The following is a 15029-nucleotide window of genomic DNA, read 5'->3' on the forward strand; positions in this document are numbered from 1 at the left end:
ACCGAACTGTTCAGAGCAGCTCGATCCCCGGCAGGCTCTTGAAGCAGCTCTCGCGTGTGATGCGCACGAAGTCGGCCAGCCAGGGCCGTGCCGAGGTGGCCTGCGTGCAGGCCATGTAGAGCCGCCCGGTCAGCCCCTTGCTGCCCACGCGGCGCGCGGTGACGTAGCCTCGGTCGAGATAGTTCTGCACCGCCCACAGCGGCAGCGTCGCCACGCCGCGTCCGCTGGCCACCAGCTGCAGCATCGCGACCGTGAGTTCGGTCGTGCGGCGGTGCGCGGGCTCCACGCCAGCGGGGTCCAGCACCTGGCGAACGATGTCGAGCATCTCGTCGGGCACCGGGTAGGTGATGAGCGTCTGGTCGGCGAAGTGCCGCGCCGTGAGGTACGGCTTGGCCGTCAGCGGGTGGTCGTTGGCGAGCAGCGCCATGATCTCGAAGCGGAAGAGGGCGTGGTAATCGACGGTTTCGCCGGGGTCCTGCTCGGACACGATGGCCACTTCTGCGCGGTTCTGCATCACCAGCGCGATCGGGTCGGGGTGGAAGCCCGAGACGATGTCGAGCTCGATCTCGGGCCAGCGCTGGCGGAAGGCGTCCATGGCCGGCATGAGCCAGTCGAAGCAGGTGTGGCACTCGACCACGATGCGCAATTGGCCGCTGCGCCCCAGCGCGAGCCGTGCCACGTCGCGCTCGGCTTCCTCGATCAGCGGCAAGGCGGTGTCGGCCAGTTGCAGCAACCGCAGGCCGGTGGTGCTGAACTGCGGCGGCACCGACTTGCGCTCGAAGAGCTGGGCGCCGTAGCGGTCTTCGAGCAGCTTGACCTGGTGCGACAGGGCCGACTGGGTGAGGTTGAGCAGCTGCGCCGCGCGCACGAGGCTGCCGGTGTCGCGCAGCGCGACGAGCGTGCGCAGGTGGCGGATTTCAAGTATCGATTGCTGCATGAAAAATATTCAATCGAAAGAGCAAAAGGTTTCGTTTGAATCATATGCCTCAAACGCCGACCATCGCTGGCTCACAAGATTTCCAAGATCAGCGACCGGATTACCTGAAATGACCACCCGTACCCACACCCTCGGCTTTCCGCGCATGGGCGCCCACCGGGAACTCAAGTTCGCCCTCGAGAAGCACTGGCGCGGCGAGATCGACCGTGCCGCACTCGAAGCCGTCGGTGAGCAGCTGCGCGCCCGCCACTGGCAGGCCCAGCGCGACGCGGGGCTCGACTTCGTGACGGTGGGCGACTTCGCCTACTACGACCACGTGGCCAACCACATCCAGCTGCTTGGCTGCGAGCCGGAGCGCTTCGGCTTCCATGGCGACGAGCCCGAGCTCTCGCGCTATTTCAAGATGGCGCGCGGCGTGGAGAGCGAAGCCGGCCACGTCCACGACGAGAGCTGCAACCACGGCACCGAAGGCACTTTCGCGCTGGAGATGACCAAGTGGTTCGACACCAACTACCACTACCTCGTGCCCGAATTCAAGGCGGCCACGCAGTTCAGGCTCGCGTCGACGCGCCTCTTCGACGAAGTGGCGCAGGCGCAGCAGGCCGGCCACGGGGTCAAGGCCGTGCTGCTGGGGCCGCTGAGCTTCCTGTACCTCGGCAAGGAAAAGGAGGCCGGCTTCGACCGCTTCTCGCTGCTCGATTCGCTCCTGCCGGTGTACGAACAGGTGCTGGTCCGACTGAAGCGGCAGGGCGTGGAGTGGGTGCAGATCGACGAGCCCATCCTGGGCCTCGACCTGCCCGATGCATGGCGCAACGCCTTCGAGCGCGCCTATTGGCAGCTGGCCCGCAGTGCGCCGAAGCTGCTGCTGGCGACGTATTTCTCGCCGCTGTCGGACAACCTGCGCCTGGCCTGCCAGCTGCCGGTGGCAGGCCTGCACGTCGACGCGGTGCGTTCGCCGCAGGAGCTCACCGGCGTGGCCGATTGGCTGCCGGCGCACAAGGTGCTGTCGGTCGGCGTGGTGGACGGGCGCAACATCTGGCGCACCGATGTCGATGCCGCGCTCGCCAGGCTCAAGCCCGTCGCCGAGAAGCACCAGGGCGAGCTGTGGATCGCGCCGTCGTGCTCGCTGCTGCACGTGCCTTTCAGCCTCGCGGCGGAGACGAAGCTCGATGCCGAGCTGAAGTCGTGGCTCGCCTTCGCCGTCGAGAAGCTCGACGAGCTGCGCGTGCTGCGCGCGGCCATCGATGGCGGCGAGGCCTCGGTCGCGGCCGAGCTGGCGGCCGCCCGCTCGGCGGTTGCGGCACGCCGTGCCAGCCCGCGCGTGCACCGTGCCGACGTGGCCCTGCGCCTCGCGCGCAGCGTGGCCGGCGACGACAGCCGCGTCTCGTCCTTCGGGATGCGCCAGCTGGTGCAGCGCACGCGCTTCGCGCTGCCCGCGCTGCCGACCACCACCATCGGATCGTTCCCGCAGACCGCCGACATCCGCGCCGCGCGCGCCGCCTTCAAGCGAGGCGAACTCGACGCGGACGGCTACCGCGAGAAGATGCGCGCCGAGATCGCGCTGGCCGTGCACAAGCAGGAGGAACTCGGCATCGACGTGCTGGTGCATGGCGAGGCCGAGCGCAACGACATGGTCGAGTACTTCGGCGAACAGCTCGACGGCTTCGCCTTCACCGCCAACGGCTGGGTGCAGTCGTACGGCTCGCGCTGCGTGAAGCCGCCGGTGATCTACGGCGACGTGGCGCGTCCCGCGGCTATGACGGTCGAGTGGACCGCCTACGCGCAAAGCCTCACGAAGCTGCCGATGAAGGGCATGCTGACCGGCCCCGTCACCATCCTGCAATGGTCCTTCGTGCGCGACGACCAGCCGCGCGCCACCACCTGCGAGCAGATCGCATGGGCGATACGCGACGAGGTGGTCGACCTCGAAAGTGCGGGCATCGGCATCATCCAGATCGACGAGCCGGCCATCCGCGAGGGACTGCCGCTGCGCCGCGCCGGATGGCCCGCGTACCTGAAGTCGGCCACGCGCGCCTTCCGCATCAGCGCCTCGGGCGTGCGCGACGAGACGCAGATCCACACGCACATGTGCTATTCGGAGTTCAACGACATCCTGCCGGAGATCGCGGCGATGGACGCCGACGTGATCACCATCGAGACCAGCCGCTCCGACATGGAGCTGCTGCGAGGCTTCGGCGGCGACGGCAACGTGGGCGGCTTCCGCTATCCGAACGAGATCGGCCCGGGTGTCTACGACATCCACTCGCCGCGCGTGCCCTCGGTCGAGGAGATCGTGCGCCTCATGCGCAAGGCTGCCGACGTGGTGCCGCCCGCCAACCTGTGGATCAACCCCGACTGCGGCCTCAAGACCCGCGGCTGGCCCGAGACCGAGGCGGCGCTGTCGAACATGGTGGCGGCGGCGAAGCTGCTGCGTGAGGAACTGGCGCAGGCCTGAGAAGTGTGGAAAAGACCGGGGCAACCGGGGCCGGCAGGAGGGTGAGGGGAAGGCCGGCGCGCCAATAATGGCGCCATGCTTTCCCCGAAACGTCTCCTCTTCTTCCGTTTCTCCCTGTTGCTTCTCCTGCTCCCGACCCCCCTGATGGGCTGGGCCCAGAGCCGCGCGGAAGCGCTGCTGCAGTTCGAAGGCGTGCAACAGCGCTACCAGGCCTCCTACGGGCCCGGTGCCGTCTCGCGGGGCGCCAGGGAACTGCTCGATCCCGACGATCAGGCCATCGCCGACAAGGCGCTCAAGGCGCTGGATACGGCGGCGGCCCGCGCATTCAACACGAACGCGTCGGTGGCCGCCATCCAGCAGGAAGTCGCATCGGCGGGCACCGGAGGTGCGGCACCCGGCCCGCAGCTGCTCGCGGCCGTAGCGCACTTCGTGAAGCTGCGCACCGACTATGCGGCGATGAGCGATGCCGGAAAGGCGGAGTTCTTCAACCGCGAGCGCGCCAAGCCCGTGGACCCGGCGCGCGCCGAGCTGCTGGAGCGAATGGCCGTGGCCGACGTGCGCGAGATCGACTTCTCCAGCCAGTTGCTGATGAGCGCCGTCGTCAAGCAGCTGGCGCGCGGCAATGGCGGCCAGTTCAGCTCGCTGCCCGACCGCACGCTCGACATGGCCCTCGACACGCTCTGGTCGCGCGGCGTGACCTCGACGCGCCCGCGCAACCTGATGCTCGTGGCGCGTGAATTCGAGAGGCAGGTGACGCAGGCGCAGCTCGCCGCGCTGCCCGACGCCGACGTGGCCGCGTTGCTGGCATGGCGCAACGATCCGCAGGCCGCCGCCGAGCGCGAGGCGCTGGTGGGCACCTACCGCGCCGAGGTCAAGGGCAGCGGCGGCGTCGCGCTGCGCACCCTGATCCGAGCCTGGCCGCGCTCCTGACCGACAGGCCGCTGGGAGAAATCCCGAGGCCAAAGCCGCTCCGGGAGCGTGCAATGTGCGATGTATCCGACAACGACTCACAACACACAGGAGAACTTCGCATGACTTCCAACCGCATCGCATCGCTCGCCGTCGGGCTGGCCGTGTCCGTCCTCGCCCAGGGGGCCGCTGCGCAGGCCTGGCCCACCAAGCCGATCAGGCTGGTCGTTCCCTTTTCCGCAGGAGGCGCCAACGACCTGATGGCGCGAGCGGCGGCCGAAGGCGCGTCGAAGCAACTGGGGCAGCCGGTGATCGTCGACAACAAGCCCGGCGCGGGCGCGGTCCTCGGCGCCGACGTGGTCGCCAAGAGCGCTCCCGACGGCTACACCTTCCTGGTGAGCGCGGCAGGCGTGGTGTCGAACAGCATGATCAAGAAGAGCATGCCGTACAAGGACGAGGCGCTCGTGCCGGTGGCCATGATCGGGTTGGCGCCCTCGGTGATCGTGGTGCCGGCCAATGCGCCCTACAAGGACCTGAAGGAGTTCGTCGCCGCCTCCAGGAAGTCGGCCAACGGCTTCCACTGGGCCACCGCCGGCACCGGCAGCACGCCGCACTTCGTCGAGGGCATCCTGCAGACGAAGTACGGCGGCAAGCTCGACGTGGTGCCCTACAAGAGCGGCTCGGAGTCGATCACCGCGGTGCTCGGCAACCAGGTCGAGGCGACCTCGGAGGCCAGCATCGTGGTGCTGCCCTACGCGAAGAGCGGCAAGCTCAAGGCGCTGGCGGGCACGTGGACCCAGCGCATCTCGGCCTATCCCGAGCTGCCGACGGCGGCGGAAGAGGGCTTCCCCGAGATCCGCATCGCGCACTGGGCCGGCGTGCACGCGCCGCGCGGTACGCCCGACGCGATCATGGACAAGATGGCCGCGGCCGTCGACGCCGCGATGAAGTCGCCCGAGATCGCGAAGCGCCTGAAGGACATGGGCATCGAGCCCATCGGCGGCACGCGAGCGAGCTTTTCCAAGTTCGTCGACGAGGAGCGCGCGCGGCTCGCAAGCGTGGTCAAGGCCACAGGCATGAAGGAAGACTGAGCCGGGCCGGCTGCCCCGGAAGTGAGCACGGTCGCTGGCATGCAACGTGCATGTGATTCGCGAGTCTCTAAAGAGCGCCGCCGCGTCGGTACCACCTTTTATTGAAAGATGAAGGGCACCGAGGGGGCTGTGCTTGACGGTCTAGTGACAAAGTATGCAAACTGCCGTGGTTTTCGGCCGTTGAAAGGACACTTGGATTAGCGTCGACAAAAAGTTCCGGTCTATTGTTTCAATTTCGTGAACACTGCGATTCGTTCTCCATAGGGTTTGCCCTAGGTTTCGTGGTGCACACTAGCGGCACCAAAAGCCCAATGAAGAAGGAATTGAAATGAAGACCTCGAACATCCTCGCCGCCGCCGCTCTGTCCCTGCTCGCCGCCGCTGGCGCCCACGCAGAAACCTACGAAGGCGTTCAGCCCCTGACTTCCGGCTACAGCCGCGCCGACGTGGCGCCCCAAGCCGCAGCAGCCGCCCGTGCCGGCAACGCCTACGGCGACAACGAAGGCGCCGCTTCGACCGCCACCCCCGCTCTGGCCGCTTCGGTCGACCGCGCCACCGTCCGCAGCCAGGCCGTCGCCGCCGCAAACGCTCCGGGCCAGAACCTGCGTCCCGAAACCTTCGCCGGCAGCGTGATCCCCGCGCAAGCCAAGGGCCTGACCTTCACGCGTCAAGCCGGCCTGTAATTCGAAGGCGGCGCAAGCCGCTTTTCATCGAATCACAAGTCACACATCAAGAGAAACCGGACCTGCGAAAGCAGCGTCCGGTTTTTTCATTGGGGCTTCGGTTTGTGCTTCGCCCCGTGGCGATGGCAATCGTGCGCATGGTCGTCCACGATGCCCGTGGCCTGCATCCATGCGTAGACGATCACCGGCCCGACGAACTTGAAGCCGCGCTTCTTCAGTGCCGCCGAGATGTCTTCCGACAGCGGCGTCTTCACCGGCACGCTTCCGGTGCGGTTCACGATGGGCTTGCCGCCCGCCATGCCCCAGATGAATTCAGAAAAGTCCTCGCCCTTGGCCTGCATCGCGAGGTAGGCGCGGGCGTTGCCGATGGTGGCCTCGATCTTCGAGCGCGAGCGCACGATGCCGGCATCCTGCATCAGCCGCTCGACGTCGGCCTCGGTGAACCTGGCGATCTTCTCGGGCAGGAAGCCCTTGAAGGCCTTGCGGAAGGCATCGCGCTTTCGCAGGATGGTGAGCCACGAGAGCCCGGCCTGGAAGCCGTCGAGCATGAGCTTTTCCCACAGCGCGCGGCTGTCTCGCTCGGGCACGCCCCATTCGGCGTCGTGATAGGCCATCAGCAGCGGGTCGGTCTGGGCCCAGGCGCAGCGGATCTTGTCGGTGCTGTTGCTCATTGTTCGTTCGATTCTTCGCTCGGCTATCGTCGCGGGATGTTTTCAGAATGAGGGGGAGACCCTGATGCAGCAATCTCGATTTTCATTGTCGGCGCTTTCGCTGGGCCTTGCGCTCGCGCTCGGCTCGCCGGCGCATGCCGACACGATCAGGAAACCCGAGCTCGATCAGCTCGCCGCCGCGTGGCACGCCGGCAAGGCTCCCGCCGACTTCGATGCCTTCCTCGTCCAGGCGGCGAAGAGCCAGCCCACGCTGCAGGGCAGCGTGGATGCCTACCGCGGCAGCAAGGCATCGCTGGCGGGTGACGATCTCGTCAACGTCGCGCGCCTGCTCGGCCTCTACAACCGTCTTAAGAACCAGCAGGCCGTGATCGCGAGTATCGGCACCATGGTGGCGATTCCGACGGTGCGCAACGTACAGGTGCCGCCCCACGAAAGTGCGCCGATCATCGAGTTCGGCCAGCTGGTCGAGAAGATGTCGCGCGACTTCGGGCTTGCGTACCGCAACGTAGACAACCGCATCTTCGAAGTCAGCCTGAAGGGCAGGGGCTCGGAGGAGTTCGGCATCCTCACCCATGCCGACGTGGTGCCCGCGGTGCTCTCCGAATGGGTGCTCGACGACGGCACCCGGCTCGACCCTTTCAGGATGACGCGCGTGGGCGACTTTCTCTACGGCCGCGGCACCATCGACGACAAGGGCTCGATCGCGGCGGTGCTCTACGCGATGAAGGCCGTGAAGGAAAGCGGCCTGCCCATCGAGCGCAGCATCCGCCTGATGATCGAGACCACCGAGGAGACCGGCGGCGACGCGATGCAGTACTACCGCACGAAGACGCAGCTGCCGGCCTACAACATCGTGCTCGACAGCAAGTACCCGGCGGTGGTGGCGGAGAAGGGCTCGGGCGCGCTGAAGGTGCTGTTCCCTGCTGAAGCGGCCGACCCGGCATCGACCGCGATCACGGCGATGACGGGCGCCGCGTCGGCCAATGCGATCTCGCAGACGGCCACCGCCACGCTCAAGGGCGGCGACCTGGCCGCCGCGCTCGCGAAACTCGAGGCCGCGAAGCCCGGCTTTCTTAAGAAGTACGAGGGCCAGGGCGGCAAGTTCGCCATCGACATCGCACGCGGTGCCGACAGCATCGAACTGAAGGTGACCGGTGTATCCGCCCATGGCTCGCGACCCGAGGAGGGCGTGAACCCGCTGCCGCGGCTCGCGCTGTTCCTGCAGGAATCGGGCGTGCCGCTGGCCTCCAACCACTATCTGAAGGCCGCGAGGTACATCGATGCGCTCTACGGCACGGGCTATCTCGGCGAGAAGCTGGGCCTCGGCTATGCCGACGACTTCATGGGCCCCCTGACCTTCTCGCCCAACCTCGTGCGCATGGGCAGCGACGGCCGGCTCGAGGTGACGGTCAACGTGCGCATGCCTCGCGGGCGCACGCCCGAGGAGCTCAAGGCCCAGGTCACGCGGAAGATCGATGCCTGGGCCGGCGCGAGCGACGTGAAGCTCGAGATCGCGTACGACCAGGGCAACTGGATGGCGCGCGACCCCAAGGGCGCATGGCTGTCCACGCTGCTGAACATCTACGGCGACACCACCGGCCTCGAAGCCAGGCCCGTGCCCACGGCCGGCAGCACCACCGCGAAGCTGATGCCCAACGCCATCAACTTCGGTCCTGCGATGCCCGGCAAGAAGTACACCGCGCACAACGCCAAGGAGTACAAGGAAGTGCCCGACCTCGATGCCGACATGCAGATGTTCACCGAGATGCTGGTGCGTATCGGCAATCTGAAGCAGATGCAGTAGCCGGCCCGAAGGCGAAGCCCCTGAGCTCCAGCAGCTCGTCGAGGATGGGGCAGGCGGGCTGGTGGTCGCCCAGGCACAGGCCCGCGAGGCGCTCCAGCACGCGCTTCGTTGCCTGGAGTTCCTCGATGCGCGATTCGAGCTCCTCGGCGCGCGTCAGCGCCACGCTCTTGACTTCGGCGCTCATGCGGTGCTCGTCCTGTCTCAGCGCGAGCAGCCTGGCGATGTCGCCCATGCCGAAGCCCAGTGCGTGCGCCCGGCGGACGAAGCGCAGCACGCCGATGTGCTCGTGGCTGTATCCGCTGCCGAAGGCGCCCAGGACCAGCCCTCGGGCTTCGCACTGGCGCAGCAACCGTTCGGAGATGCCTGCACGGGCGATGGCCTCTTCCATGCCGAATCGCGGTTCGGGCTGCGCTGCGGTTGCCGATGCCGATGCCGAATCCGGCGTGCCTTGGTGGCGAGGGTTCTTCATGCGAGCTCCTTCGTGTCGAGAAGGCTCGCAGTCTTCGGCTTCGCACGGTGTCAAGGTCAAGCGGGCGGGCCGCTTTTCCCTTTGGACGGGAGGGCGAAGCGGCCTCCCGCCGGGCTGCCTGCGCCGCCTATCGAAGGCCGTGCGCGTGCAGGGCCGCCTTGAGGCGCCGCACCTCGTGCTGCAGGTCGAGGATCAGCGCGGCGGCATCGAGGTTCACGCCGAAGTCGCGCTCCAGCCTGCGCGCCTCGAGTGCGCACTGCAGGTCGGTGCTCGAGAACTCCCAGCGCTCGGGCGGCGCCTCGGCTGCTTCGATGCGCAGGATGCCGACTTCGACCAGTTGCACGACCCAGGCGGTGTCGGCGCCGACGGCATGCGCCAGTTCGCTCGCCGCGAGCGGCTGCGATGCACTGATGGCGGTGGTGCTCGTGAGGGTGAAATTCACCATGCTCAGACTCCCAGATGCTGGCGTGGGTTGAAGGATGAGGTGGCCTGGGCCAGTTGCTCGTAGGCCTTCCGGGCGTCGTCGCTGTCGGCGGGCGGCACCGCGACTTCGATCAGCAGGTACAGGTCTCCCGGCGTCTTGCCTGCAAGCCCGCGGCCCTTCAGGCGCAGCTTCAGGCCGCTTCGCGCGTTGCGCGGCACGGTCACCTCGACCACGCCGCCGGTCGGCGTCGGCACCTGAACCTGCGCGCCCAGCGCGGCCTCGGTGGGCGTGACGGGCAGCGTCATGTACAGGTCGCGCTCCTCCACGCGGTAGAGCTTGTGCGGGGCGATGCGCACTTCGAGGTACAGGTCGCCCGGCGGCTCGCCTCCGTGGCCGGGCATGCCTTGGCCGGCCAGTCGGATGAACTGGCCCGGGTGGACGCCTGGCGGGATCTTCACGCTTAGCGTGCGGTTGTTCCACTGCGGGTGGCCCTGCGCGTCGATGGTCTGCGCGCGCAGCGTGATCTCGCGCTCGGCGCCGTTGAGGGCGTCTTCCAGGGTGATCTCGATCGCCGCATGGTGGTCTTCGCCGCGCGCGCGGAAGTTCTGCCGCGCGGCGCCGCGTCGCTCGGCCTCGCCGAAGAGCGAAGAGAAGAAGTCGCTGAAGTCGGCATGGTCGGCCGGACCCTGGCGCGGGCCGCGGTGGAACTCGAAGCCTTCGTCCCAGCCCGGCGGCGGACGGAAGTCGCCCTCGGGGCTGCCGCCGCGTGCGACGCGGTCGGCCAGCGCGTCATAGGCGGCGCGCTTCTCCTTGTCGCCCAGCACGTCCTTGGCCTCGTTGATGTCGCGCATGCGCTGCTCGGCATCGGCCTCGGTGCTGACGTCGGGGTGGTACTTGCGGGCGAGCTTGCGGTAGGCCTTGCGCACCTCGTCGTCGGACGCGGTGCGGTCGATGCCCAGTGCGCTGTAGTAGTCCTTGAATTCCATGGTGCGTGGTGGTTCGTTGGGTGGACGGCATCGAGGTGGGGAAAGATCCCCGGCAGCTACTAGGCCAGGGCCGCGTCGCCGTCGGCGTGCCGCAGCAGCGGCGTCACGGCCCATATGGGGCCGCGGCGCTCGAAACGCAAGGGCTGGGCGTTGCCGAGCAGGCCGAGGTCGACGGGCACGCCCAGCAGGGCGGCCAGCGCGTAGAGCGTACCGCCGTGCGCCACCACCAGCACCGGGGCCGGCAGCCGCAGGGCAGTGTCGATGGCCTCTCGCGTGCGTGCGATGAACTGCGAAAGCGTCTCTCCGCCCTCGGGCTCGCAGGCCCAGTCGATGTTGGCGGACGAGGTGCCGATGAGCGCGCCGAAGTTGCGCTCGCGCAGCGTGGCCTGCGCGGCCGGCACCAGCTTGAGCGCGGTGGCCACCGCATAGGCGGTGTCGTTCGCGCGCCGCGCGTCGCTGCACACCACCGTGCGGATCGGCTCGCCCGCCAGCAGCGTGGCGGCGCGCGCGGCCTGCTGCAGGCCGAGCTCGCTCAGCGGCTCGTCCACCGCCTGGAAGATGCGCAGCGCGTTGCGGCCGGTCTGCCCATGGCGCAGGAAGTAGAAATGGTCGCAGTCGGGCGAGAGCGGCTGGTCCGCGGCGATGCGGATCAGCTGGTCGAGCCCGCTGGGTCGGGTGTGGGCGGGGGTAGCGGTCTGTGTCGACATGGATGGAAGGTGGTATCGATCGGTCAGTAAGCGAGCTGCAGCGGCGCGCCCACGCGCTGCGCCTGCACATCGGCGCGGTGGAAGGGCAGCGGATGCCACTGCTTGGCCGCGAACAGCGGCAGCTGGTCGTAGGCGCGCGGCGAGGCGGGGTCGCTGCTCTGGCCGTATGTCAGCAGGCCCTGGGCGACGGGGCCGTTGGCGTCGAAGCTCACGACCTGCATGTAGCTGCTGCCGTAGTTGACGTTGTAGCCCTTCGGGTCGATCAGCGACTGGCCCTGCGACTCCAGCTTGTTGAGCACGCCCTCGAACTCGTCGCCGCCGTGCAGCGCGATCTTCTGGCCGCGCACCAGGCGCGACTGCGGCACGCCCAGCGGCACGTCGGCCGCGAAGCCGGCGGTGCGCAGGATGCCGACGGCCTCGCCCAGCGCCTTGAACACGGCCTCGCGCGTGACCGGCGTGGCCATGTCGAGCCCGGCCGGCGTCGCCACCGGCTGCGCGGGGTCGAAGGGCAGGCGCCAGACCTTCGGGATGTCCTTGGCCTTGCGCCAGAACTCGCGGAAGAGCGGTGCGCCCTTCGAGTCGGCGTTGCTGGTGCGGTCCCAGGCTGAGAGCACGCGGCAGCCCAGCGCCTGGTCGGTGTCGAGCGCGCTGCCGGCGGCGCGGCAGGCTGCCTGCAGGTCGTCCATCACCAGCATGCCAGCGAGGTTCCTGTCGCGGAAGATCACGCTGCGCAGCTCGGCCGCGCCCATGCGGTTGCCGGGCAGGCCGTCGGTGCCCGCCAGGCGGCTGCGGATCTCCAGGATGCCGCTGCGCGTGCGCAGCCGCTGGGGCACGCCGACGGGGCCCACCAGCGGCGAGATGCCCGCCGCCGGTGCGACGTCGGGGTTGCTGAGCCAGAAGCTGTCGTTGCTGTTCTGCACGTAGTCGGGCGTGACGAGCACCGGCATGCGTGCCGGCGCGATGATGCCGGGCGCGGCGGCGGCGCTGTCGCGGTTCCAGGCGCAGGCGCTGCGCGAGCCGTCGAGCACCGCCAGACCGGCCGCGTTGAGCAGCGCCGCGGCGGCGGGCGAGGGCGCGCAGCTCCTGAGCATCTCGGCCGACACGTCGGGCACCACCGACAGGTCTGCGTACATCGCGTTGCCGTCGCGGTCGGCGGCGATGGTGTTGATCCACGGCATGCCCTGGTTGCCCATGGCGGCGCGCAGCTCGGTGACGTTGCGCGCCAGCGCCATCTTCATCCACGCGTCGGCCGATCGCACGTTGAGCGTGTTGGCGTCGCGGATGGCGTAGGCCTTCTGCGCGGTCCAGCCCAGGCCGGCGCGCGGCAGCGAGATCACCGGGCCCCAGTCGGTGGAATAGAAGGTGTGCTGTGCCTGGGGCGCGCTGCCGCCCGTTGCGGCGGCGGGCAGGGTCACGGTGCGCGCGAGCATCTTGCGCGGCTGCCCGTCGACCAGGTACGTGGTCGGATCGGCGGGGTCGAGCTTCAGTTCGTAGAGCGTGAAGCGCTTGCCGGTCGAGACGGTATGGGTCCAGGCCACGTCCTTGTTGAAGCCGATCGCCACCACGGGGCTCAGGCCGCCGGTCGCGCCCATCACGTCGAGCTTGCCGGGGATGGTCAGGTGCATCTGCCAGAAGCGGTTGGTGCCGTTCCACGGGAAGTGCGGATTGCCCAGCAGCAGGCCGCTGCCGTCCGGCGTGGCGTTGCGCCCGAAGGCCCAGCCGTTGGAGCCGAGCTCGCCGCCCTCGGGGTTGGCGTTGAAGCTGTGGCGGCCGATCTCGGCGACGGCTTCCTTCAGTTCGACCGGCGCGGCGCCGGTCTTCGCTCCGGGCGCGGGCGGCACTGCGGCCAGCACGGCGCCGGCCAGTGCGCCCAGGCCGCCCTGGATCATCGACATCTCGGTGGCGCGCGACAGGTCGGCGGCCGTCATCGGGCGCACCCAGGGCTTGCCGCGGCAGGCTTCGGGCAGGCCATTGTGGCCGGCGTCCTGCAGGTAGCGGTTGTAGCCGGCCACGTAGCCGCGCAACGCGGCCTGCACCTCGGGGCTGGTGGTGGCGCCCGCGCGTGCCAGCGCGGCGTCGTCCATGTGATAGCGGATGAACAGGTCGATCTGCGCGTTCGGCGCGCGGCCCAGGCCCAGCTCGCCGGTGTTCTGCGCGCCGAGGAACTGCGAGCGCTCGCCGCGCAGCGTGAGCAGGTGCTCGGCCGTCTGGCAGACGTTGTCCTGCGCATGCGCGTAGGCGCTGCCGTAGGCCAGGCCCTCGTAGTCGGGCGCGGTGATGTGCGCGATGCCGAAGGTGGTGCGCTCGATGGTCACGCTGCGCCCGCCGGGCGGCGGCGTGCTCGCGCAGGCGGTAAGCAGGGCGGCCAGGCCCAGCGAAAGGGCCGTGAGCGGAAACCGGGAGGGCGTTGCGTTCTTCGATGTCATGCGGGCGTCTCTCTTCTTGGATGGGAACAAGCAAGCCGATTAAAGGACGTGCCTTCGCCGCGCGTTGTCACCAGCGCGGCACGCCGCGCCGGGTTCAGCCGAACTTCATGCCCTTGGGACGGGCCTGCAGGCGGTGGATGTACGCATCGATCTTCGGGCGGTTCGAGCGGCCGCCGAATGCGCGGTGCCAGATGAACATCGAGCCGATCATGACGTCGGCCGCCGTGAACTGTGCCCCGAAGAGGTAGGGGCCGTCGCCCAGCTCGCGTTCGACCGCGTCCTTGGCCGCCTCGAAGTCGGTCCAGCCGCGCGCGCTGTTGTTGCTGCGGATCTTCAGGATGGCGTCGCCCATCGCGGGCTCGAGCTGCGAGGTCGAATAGACCATCAGCGACAGGTAGCGGCCCCGCTCGGGCGAGCCGACGGGCGGCGCCAGCCGCTTGCCGGGAAACTTCTCCGCCACGTACATGCAGATCGCCGCGTTCTCGAAGATGCGCGTGCGGCCGTCGACCAGCGCGGGCAGCTTGCCGGCCGGGTTGATCTTGAGGAACTCTGGCGTCTTGTGCGCCTTATCCCGGATGAGGGTGGGCACGATCTCGTAGTCGACGCCGGCTTCGTCGAGCATCCACTTCGCCACCTGCGCCCGGCTGTGCGGGTCGAAATACAGCTTCATGGTCATGAGTGTGTCTCCTGCGGCCTCGACGGGCGAACGGTCAGAACTTGGGAATGCGCAGCGTCTTGCTGATCATGAGCGTGCCCGAGAGCGCGAACAGCAGCGCCAGCGGATGCAGCTGCCAGGGCCCGACGACCCATGCGCCGCCCCACACGTCGGCGCCGATGCGGCCCTGCCATGCGGCATACGCCAGCACGGCCACCAGCACCACGCTGGTCGGGATGGGCGTGCCCTCGAAGTACTTCACCTTGTCGGAACCGGCCGAAAGCGTCTCGGCCGTCACGTTGAAGCGGGCGAGCCGGCTCACGCCGCAGCAGACGAAATAGACCAGGATGGCGCAGTCCCAGCCGCCATCGAGCCCCGCCGCGAAGCCGAGCGCCGCGGGCGCCACGCCGAAGGAGATCACGTCGGCCAGCGAGTCGAGCTCGCGCCCGAGGGCCGACTGCGTCTGCCGCCAGCGCGCGATGCGGCCGTCGAGCACGTCGAAAACGAAGGCCGTGGGCGCGAGCGCTGCGGCCCACATGAACTGCGCGAGCGAATGGCTCGCCATGAAGGCCATCGCCAGGAAGACCGCCCCAACGCCGCACGCCGCATTGCCGAGCGTGAACACGTCGGCGAGGTGGAACTCCCGGATCATCGAGAAATGCTTGCGGCCCGGCACGGGGGATGGTGTGGTCATGAAGAGCGAAGGAAGAAATAGGACTGGCTGGCGGCCGATGGACCGCACCTTAACCGAAGCGGCGGGCGCAGCCTGTAGTCGCGGTCCGACGCGCGGGCGCCACCTGTCGGACAGGCCGG

General features: G+C 68.6%; 14 protein-coding genes. 5 read left to right on the top strand and 9 right to left on the bottom strand.

Annotation, left to right across the window (positions count from 1 at the left end; all coding sequences use genetic code 11):
• Positions 1 to 10: 10 nt before the first annotated feature.
• A complete protein-coding gene (locus G369_RS0100595; protein ID WP_019652027.1) occupies positions 11 to 937 on the bottom strand; it encodes a LysR family transcriptional regulator in 927 nt (308 codons plus the stop codon).
• Between the two features lie 109 nt (positions 938 to 1046).
• On the opposite strand from G369_RS0100595, the gene metE reads away from it, so the two are divergent.
• The 4 genes from metE (at position 1047) to G369_RS0100615 (ending at position 6074) form a co-directional block, all read left to right on the top strand.
• Positions 1047 to 3392: a 5-methyltetrahydropteroyltriglutamate--homocysteine S-methyltransferase gene (gene metE / locus G369_RS0100600; RefSeq protein ID WP_019652028.1), complete on the top strand. Its 2346-nt coding sequence runs from the start codon at positions 1047 to 1049 to the stop codon at positions 3390 to 3392.
• Positions 3393 to 3509: 117 nt separating this feature from the next.
• Positions 3510 to 4322: a hypothetical protein gene (locus G369_RS0100605; protein WP_244164261.1), complete on the top strand. Its 813-nt coding sequence runs from the start codon at positions 3510 to 3512 to the stop codon at positions 4320 to 4322.
• A gap of 101 nt (positions 4323 to 4423) precedes the next feature.
• On the top strand, positions 4424 to 5392 hold the full coding sequence (locus G369_RS0100610; RefSeq protein WP_019652030.1) for a Bug family tripartite tricarboxylate transporter substrate binding protein: 969 nt from the start codon (positions 4424 to 4426) through the stop codon (positions 5390 to 5392).
• A gap of 328 nt (positions 5393 to 5720) precedes the next feature.
• Positions 5721 to 6074 (top strand): hypothetical protein, encoded by a 354-nt coding sequence (locus tag G369_RS0100615; RefSeq protein ID WP_019652031.1) that lies wholly within the window; start codon positions 5721 to 5723, stop codon positions 6072 to 6074.
• Positions 6075 to 6160: 86 nt separating this feature from the next.
• Here G369_RS0100615 and G369_RS0100620 read toward each other — a convergent pair whose 3' ends face one another.
• A complete protein-coding gene (locus G369_RS0100620) occupies positions 6161 to 6745 on the bottom strand; it encodes a DNA-3-methyladenine glycosylase I (protein ID WP_019652032.1) in 585 nt (194 codons plus the stop codon).
• A 64-nt stretch (positions 6746 to 6809) separates the two neighbouring features.
• Here G369_RS0100620 and G369_RS0100630 point away from each other — a divergent pair, with 64 nt between their 5' ends.
• Positions 6810 to 8549, top strand: coding sequence for a dipeptidase (locus G369_RS0100630; RefSeq protein WP_019652033.1), 1740 nt, complete (start codon positions 6810 to 6812; stop codon positions 8547 to 8549).
• Here the strand turns inward: G369_RS0100630 and G369_RS35250 are convergent.
• The 7 genes from G369_RS35250 to G369_RS0100665 all read right to left on the bottom strand — a co-directional run bounded on the left by G369_RS35250 (position 8503) and on the right by G369_RS0100665 (position 14910).
• Positions 8503 to 9018, bottom strand: coding sequence for a MerR family DNA-binding protein (locus G369_RS35250; RefSeq protein ID WP_019652034.1), 516 nt, complete (start codon positions 9016 to 9018; stop codon positions 8503 to 8505). The genes G369_RS0100630 and G369_RS35250 overlap by 47 nt on opposite strands.
• A gap of 127 nt (positions 9019 to 9145) precedes the next feature.
• Positions 9146 to 9463 (bottom strand): chaperone modulator CbpM, encoded by a 318-nt coding sequence (locus G369_RS0100640; RefSeq protein WP_019652035.1) that lies wholly within the window; start codon positions 9461 to 9463, stop codon positions 9146 to 9148.
• 2 nt (positions 9464 to 9465) lie between these two features.
• Positions 9466 to 10428, bottom strand: a complete 963-nt coding sequence (locus tag G369_RS0100645) for a DnaJ C-terminal domain-containing protein (protein ID WP_019652036.1) — start codon at positions 10426 to 10428, stop codon at positions 9466 to 9468.
• A gap of 59 nt (positions 10429 to 10487) precedes the next feature.
• Positions 10488 to 11135, bottom strand: a complete 648-nt coding sequence (locus G369_RS0100650; RefSeq protein ID WP_019652037.1) for a histidine phosphatase family protein — start codon at positions 11133 to 11135, stop codon at positions 10488 to 10490.
• A 23-nt stretch (positions 11136 to 11158) separates the two neighbouring features.
• A complete protein-coding gene (locus G369_RS0100655) occupies positions 11159 to 13561 on the bottom strand; it encodes a penicillin acylase family protein (RefSeq protein ID WP_019652038.1) in 2403 nt (800 codons plus the stop codon).
• A gap of 94 nt (positions 13562 to 13655) precedes the next feature.
• A complete protein-coding gene (locus G369_RS0100660; protein ID WP_019652039.1) occupies positions 13656 to 14237 on the bottom strand; it encodes a glutathione S-transferase family protein in 582 nt (193 codons plus the stop codon).
• A gap of 34 nt (positions 14238 to 14271) precedes the next feature.
• Positions 14272 to 14910 (bottom strand): CDP-alcohol phosphatidyltransferase family protein, encoded by a 639-nt coding sequence (locus G369_RS0100665; RefSeq protein ID WP_019652040.1) that lies wholly within the window; start codon positions 14908 to 14910, stop codon positions 14272 to 14274.
• Between the last annotated feature and the right edge of the window lie 119 nt (positions 14911 to 15029).

It is taken from the genome of Variovorax atrisoli 110B (assembly GCF_000382045.1).
Taxonomy (GTDB): Bacteria; Pseudomonadota; Gammaproteobacteria; order Burkholderiales; family Burkholderiaceae_C; genus Variovorax; species Variovorax atrisoli.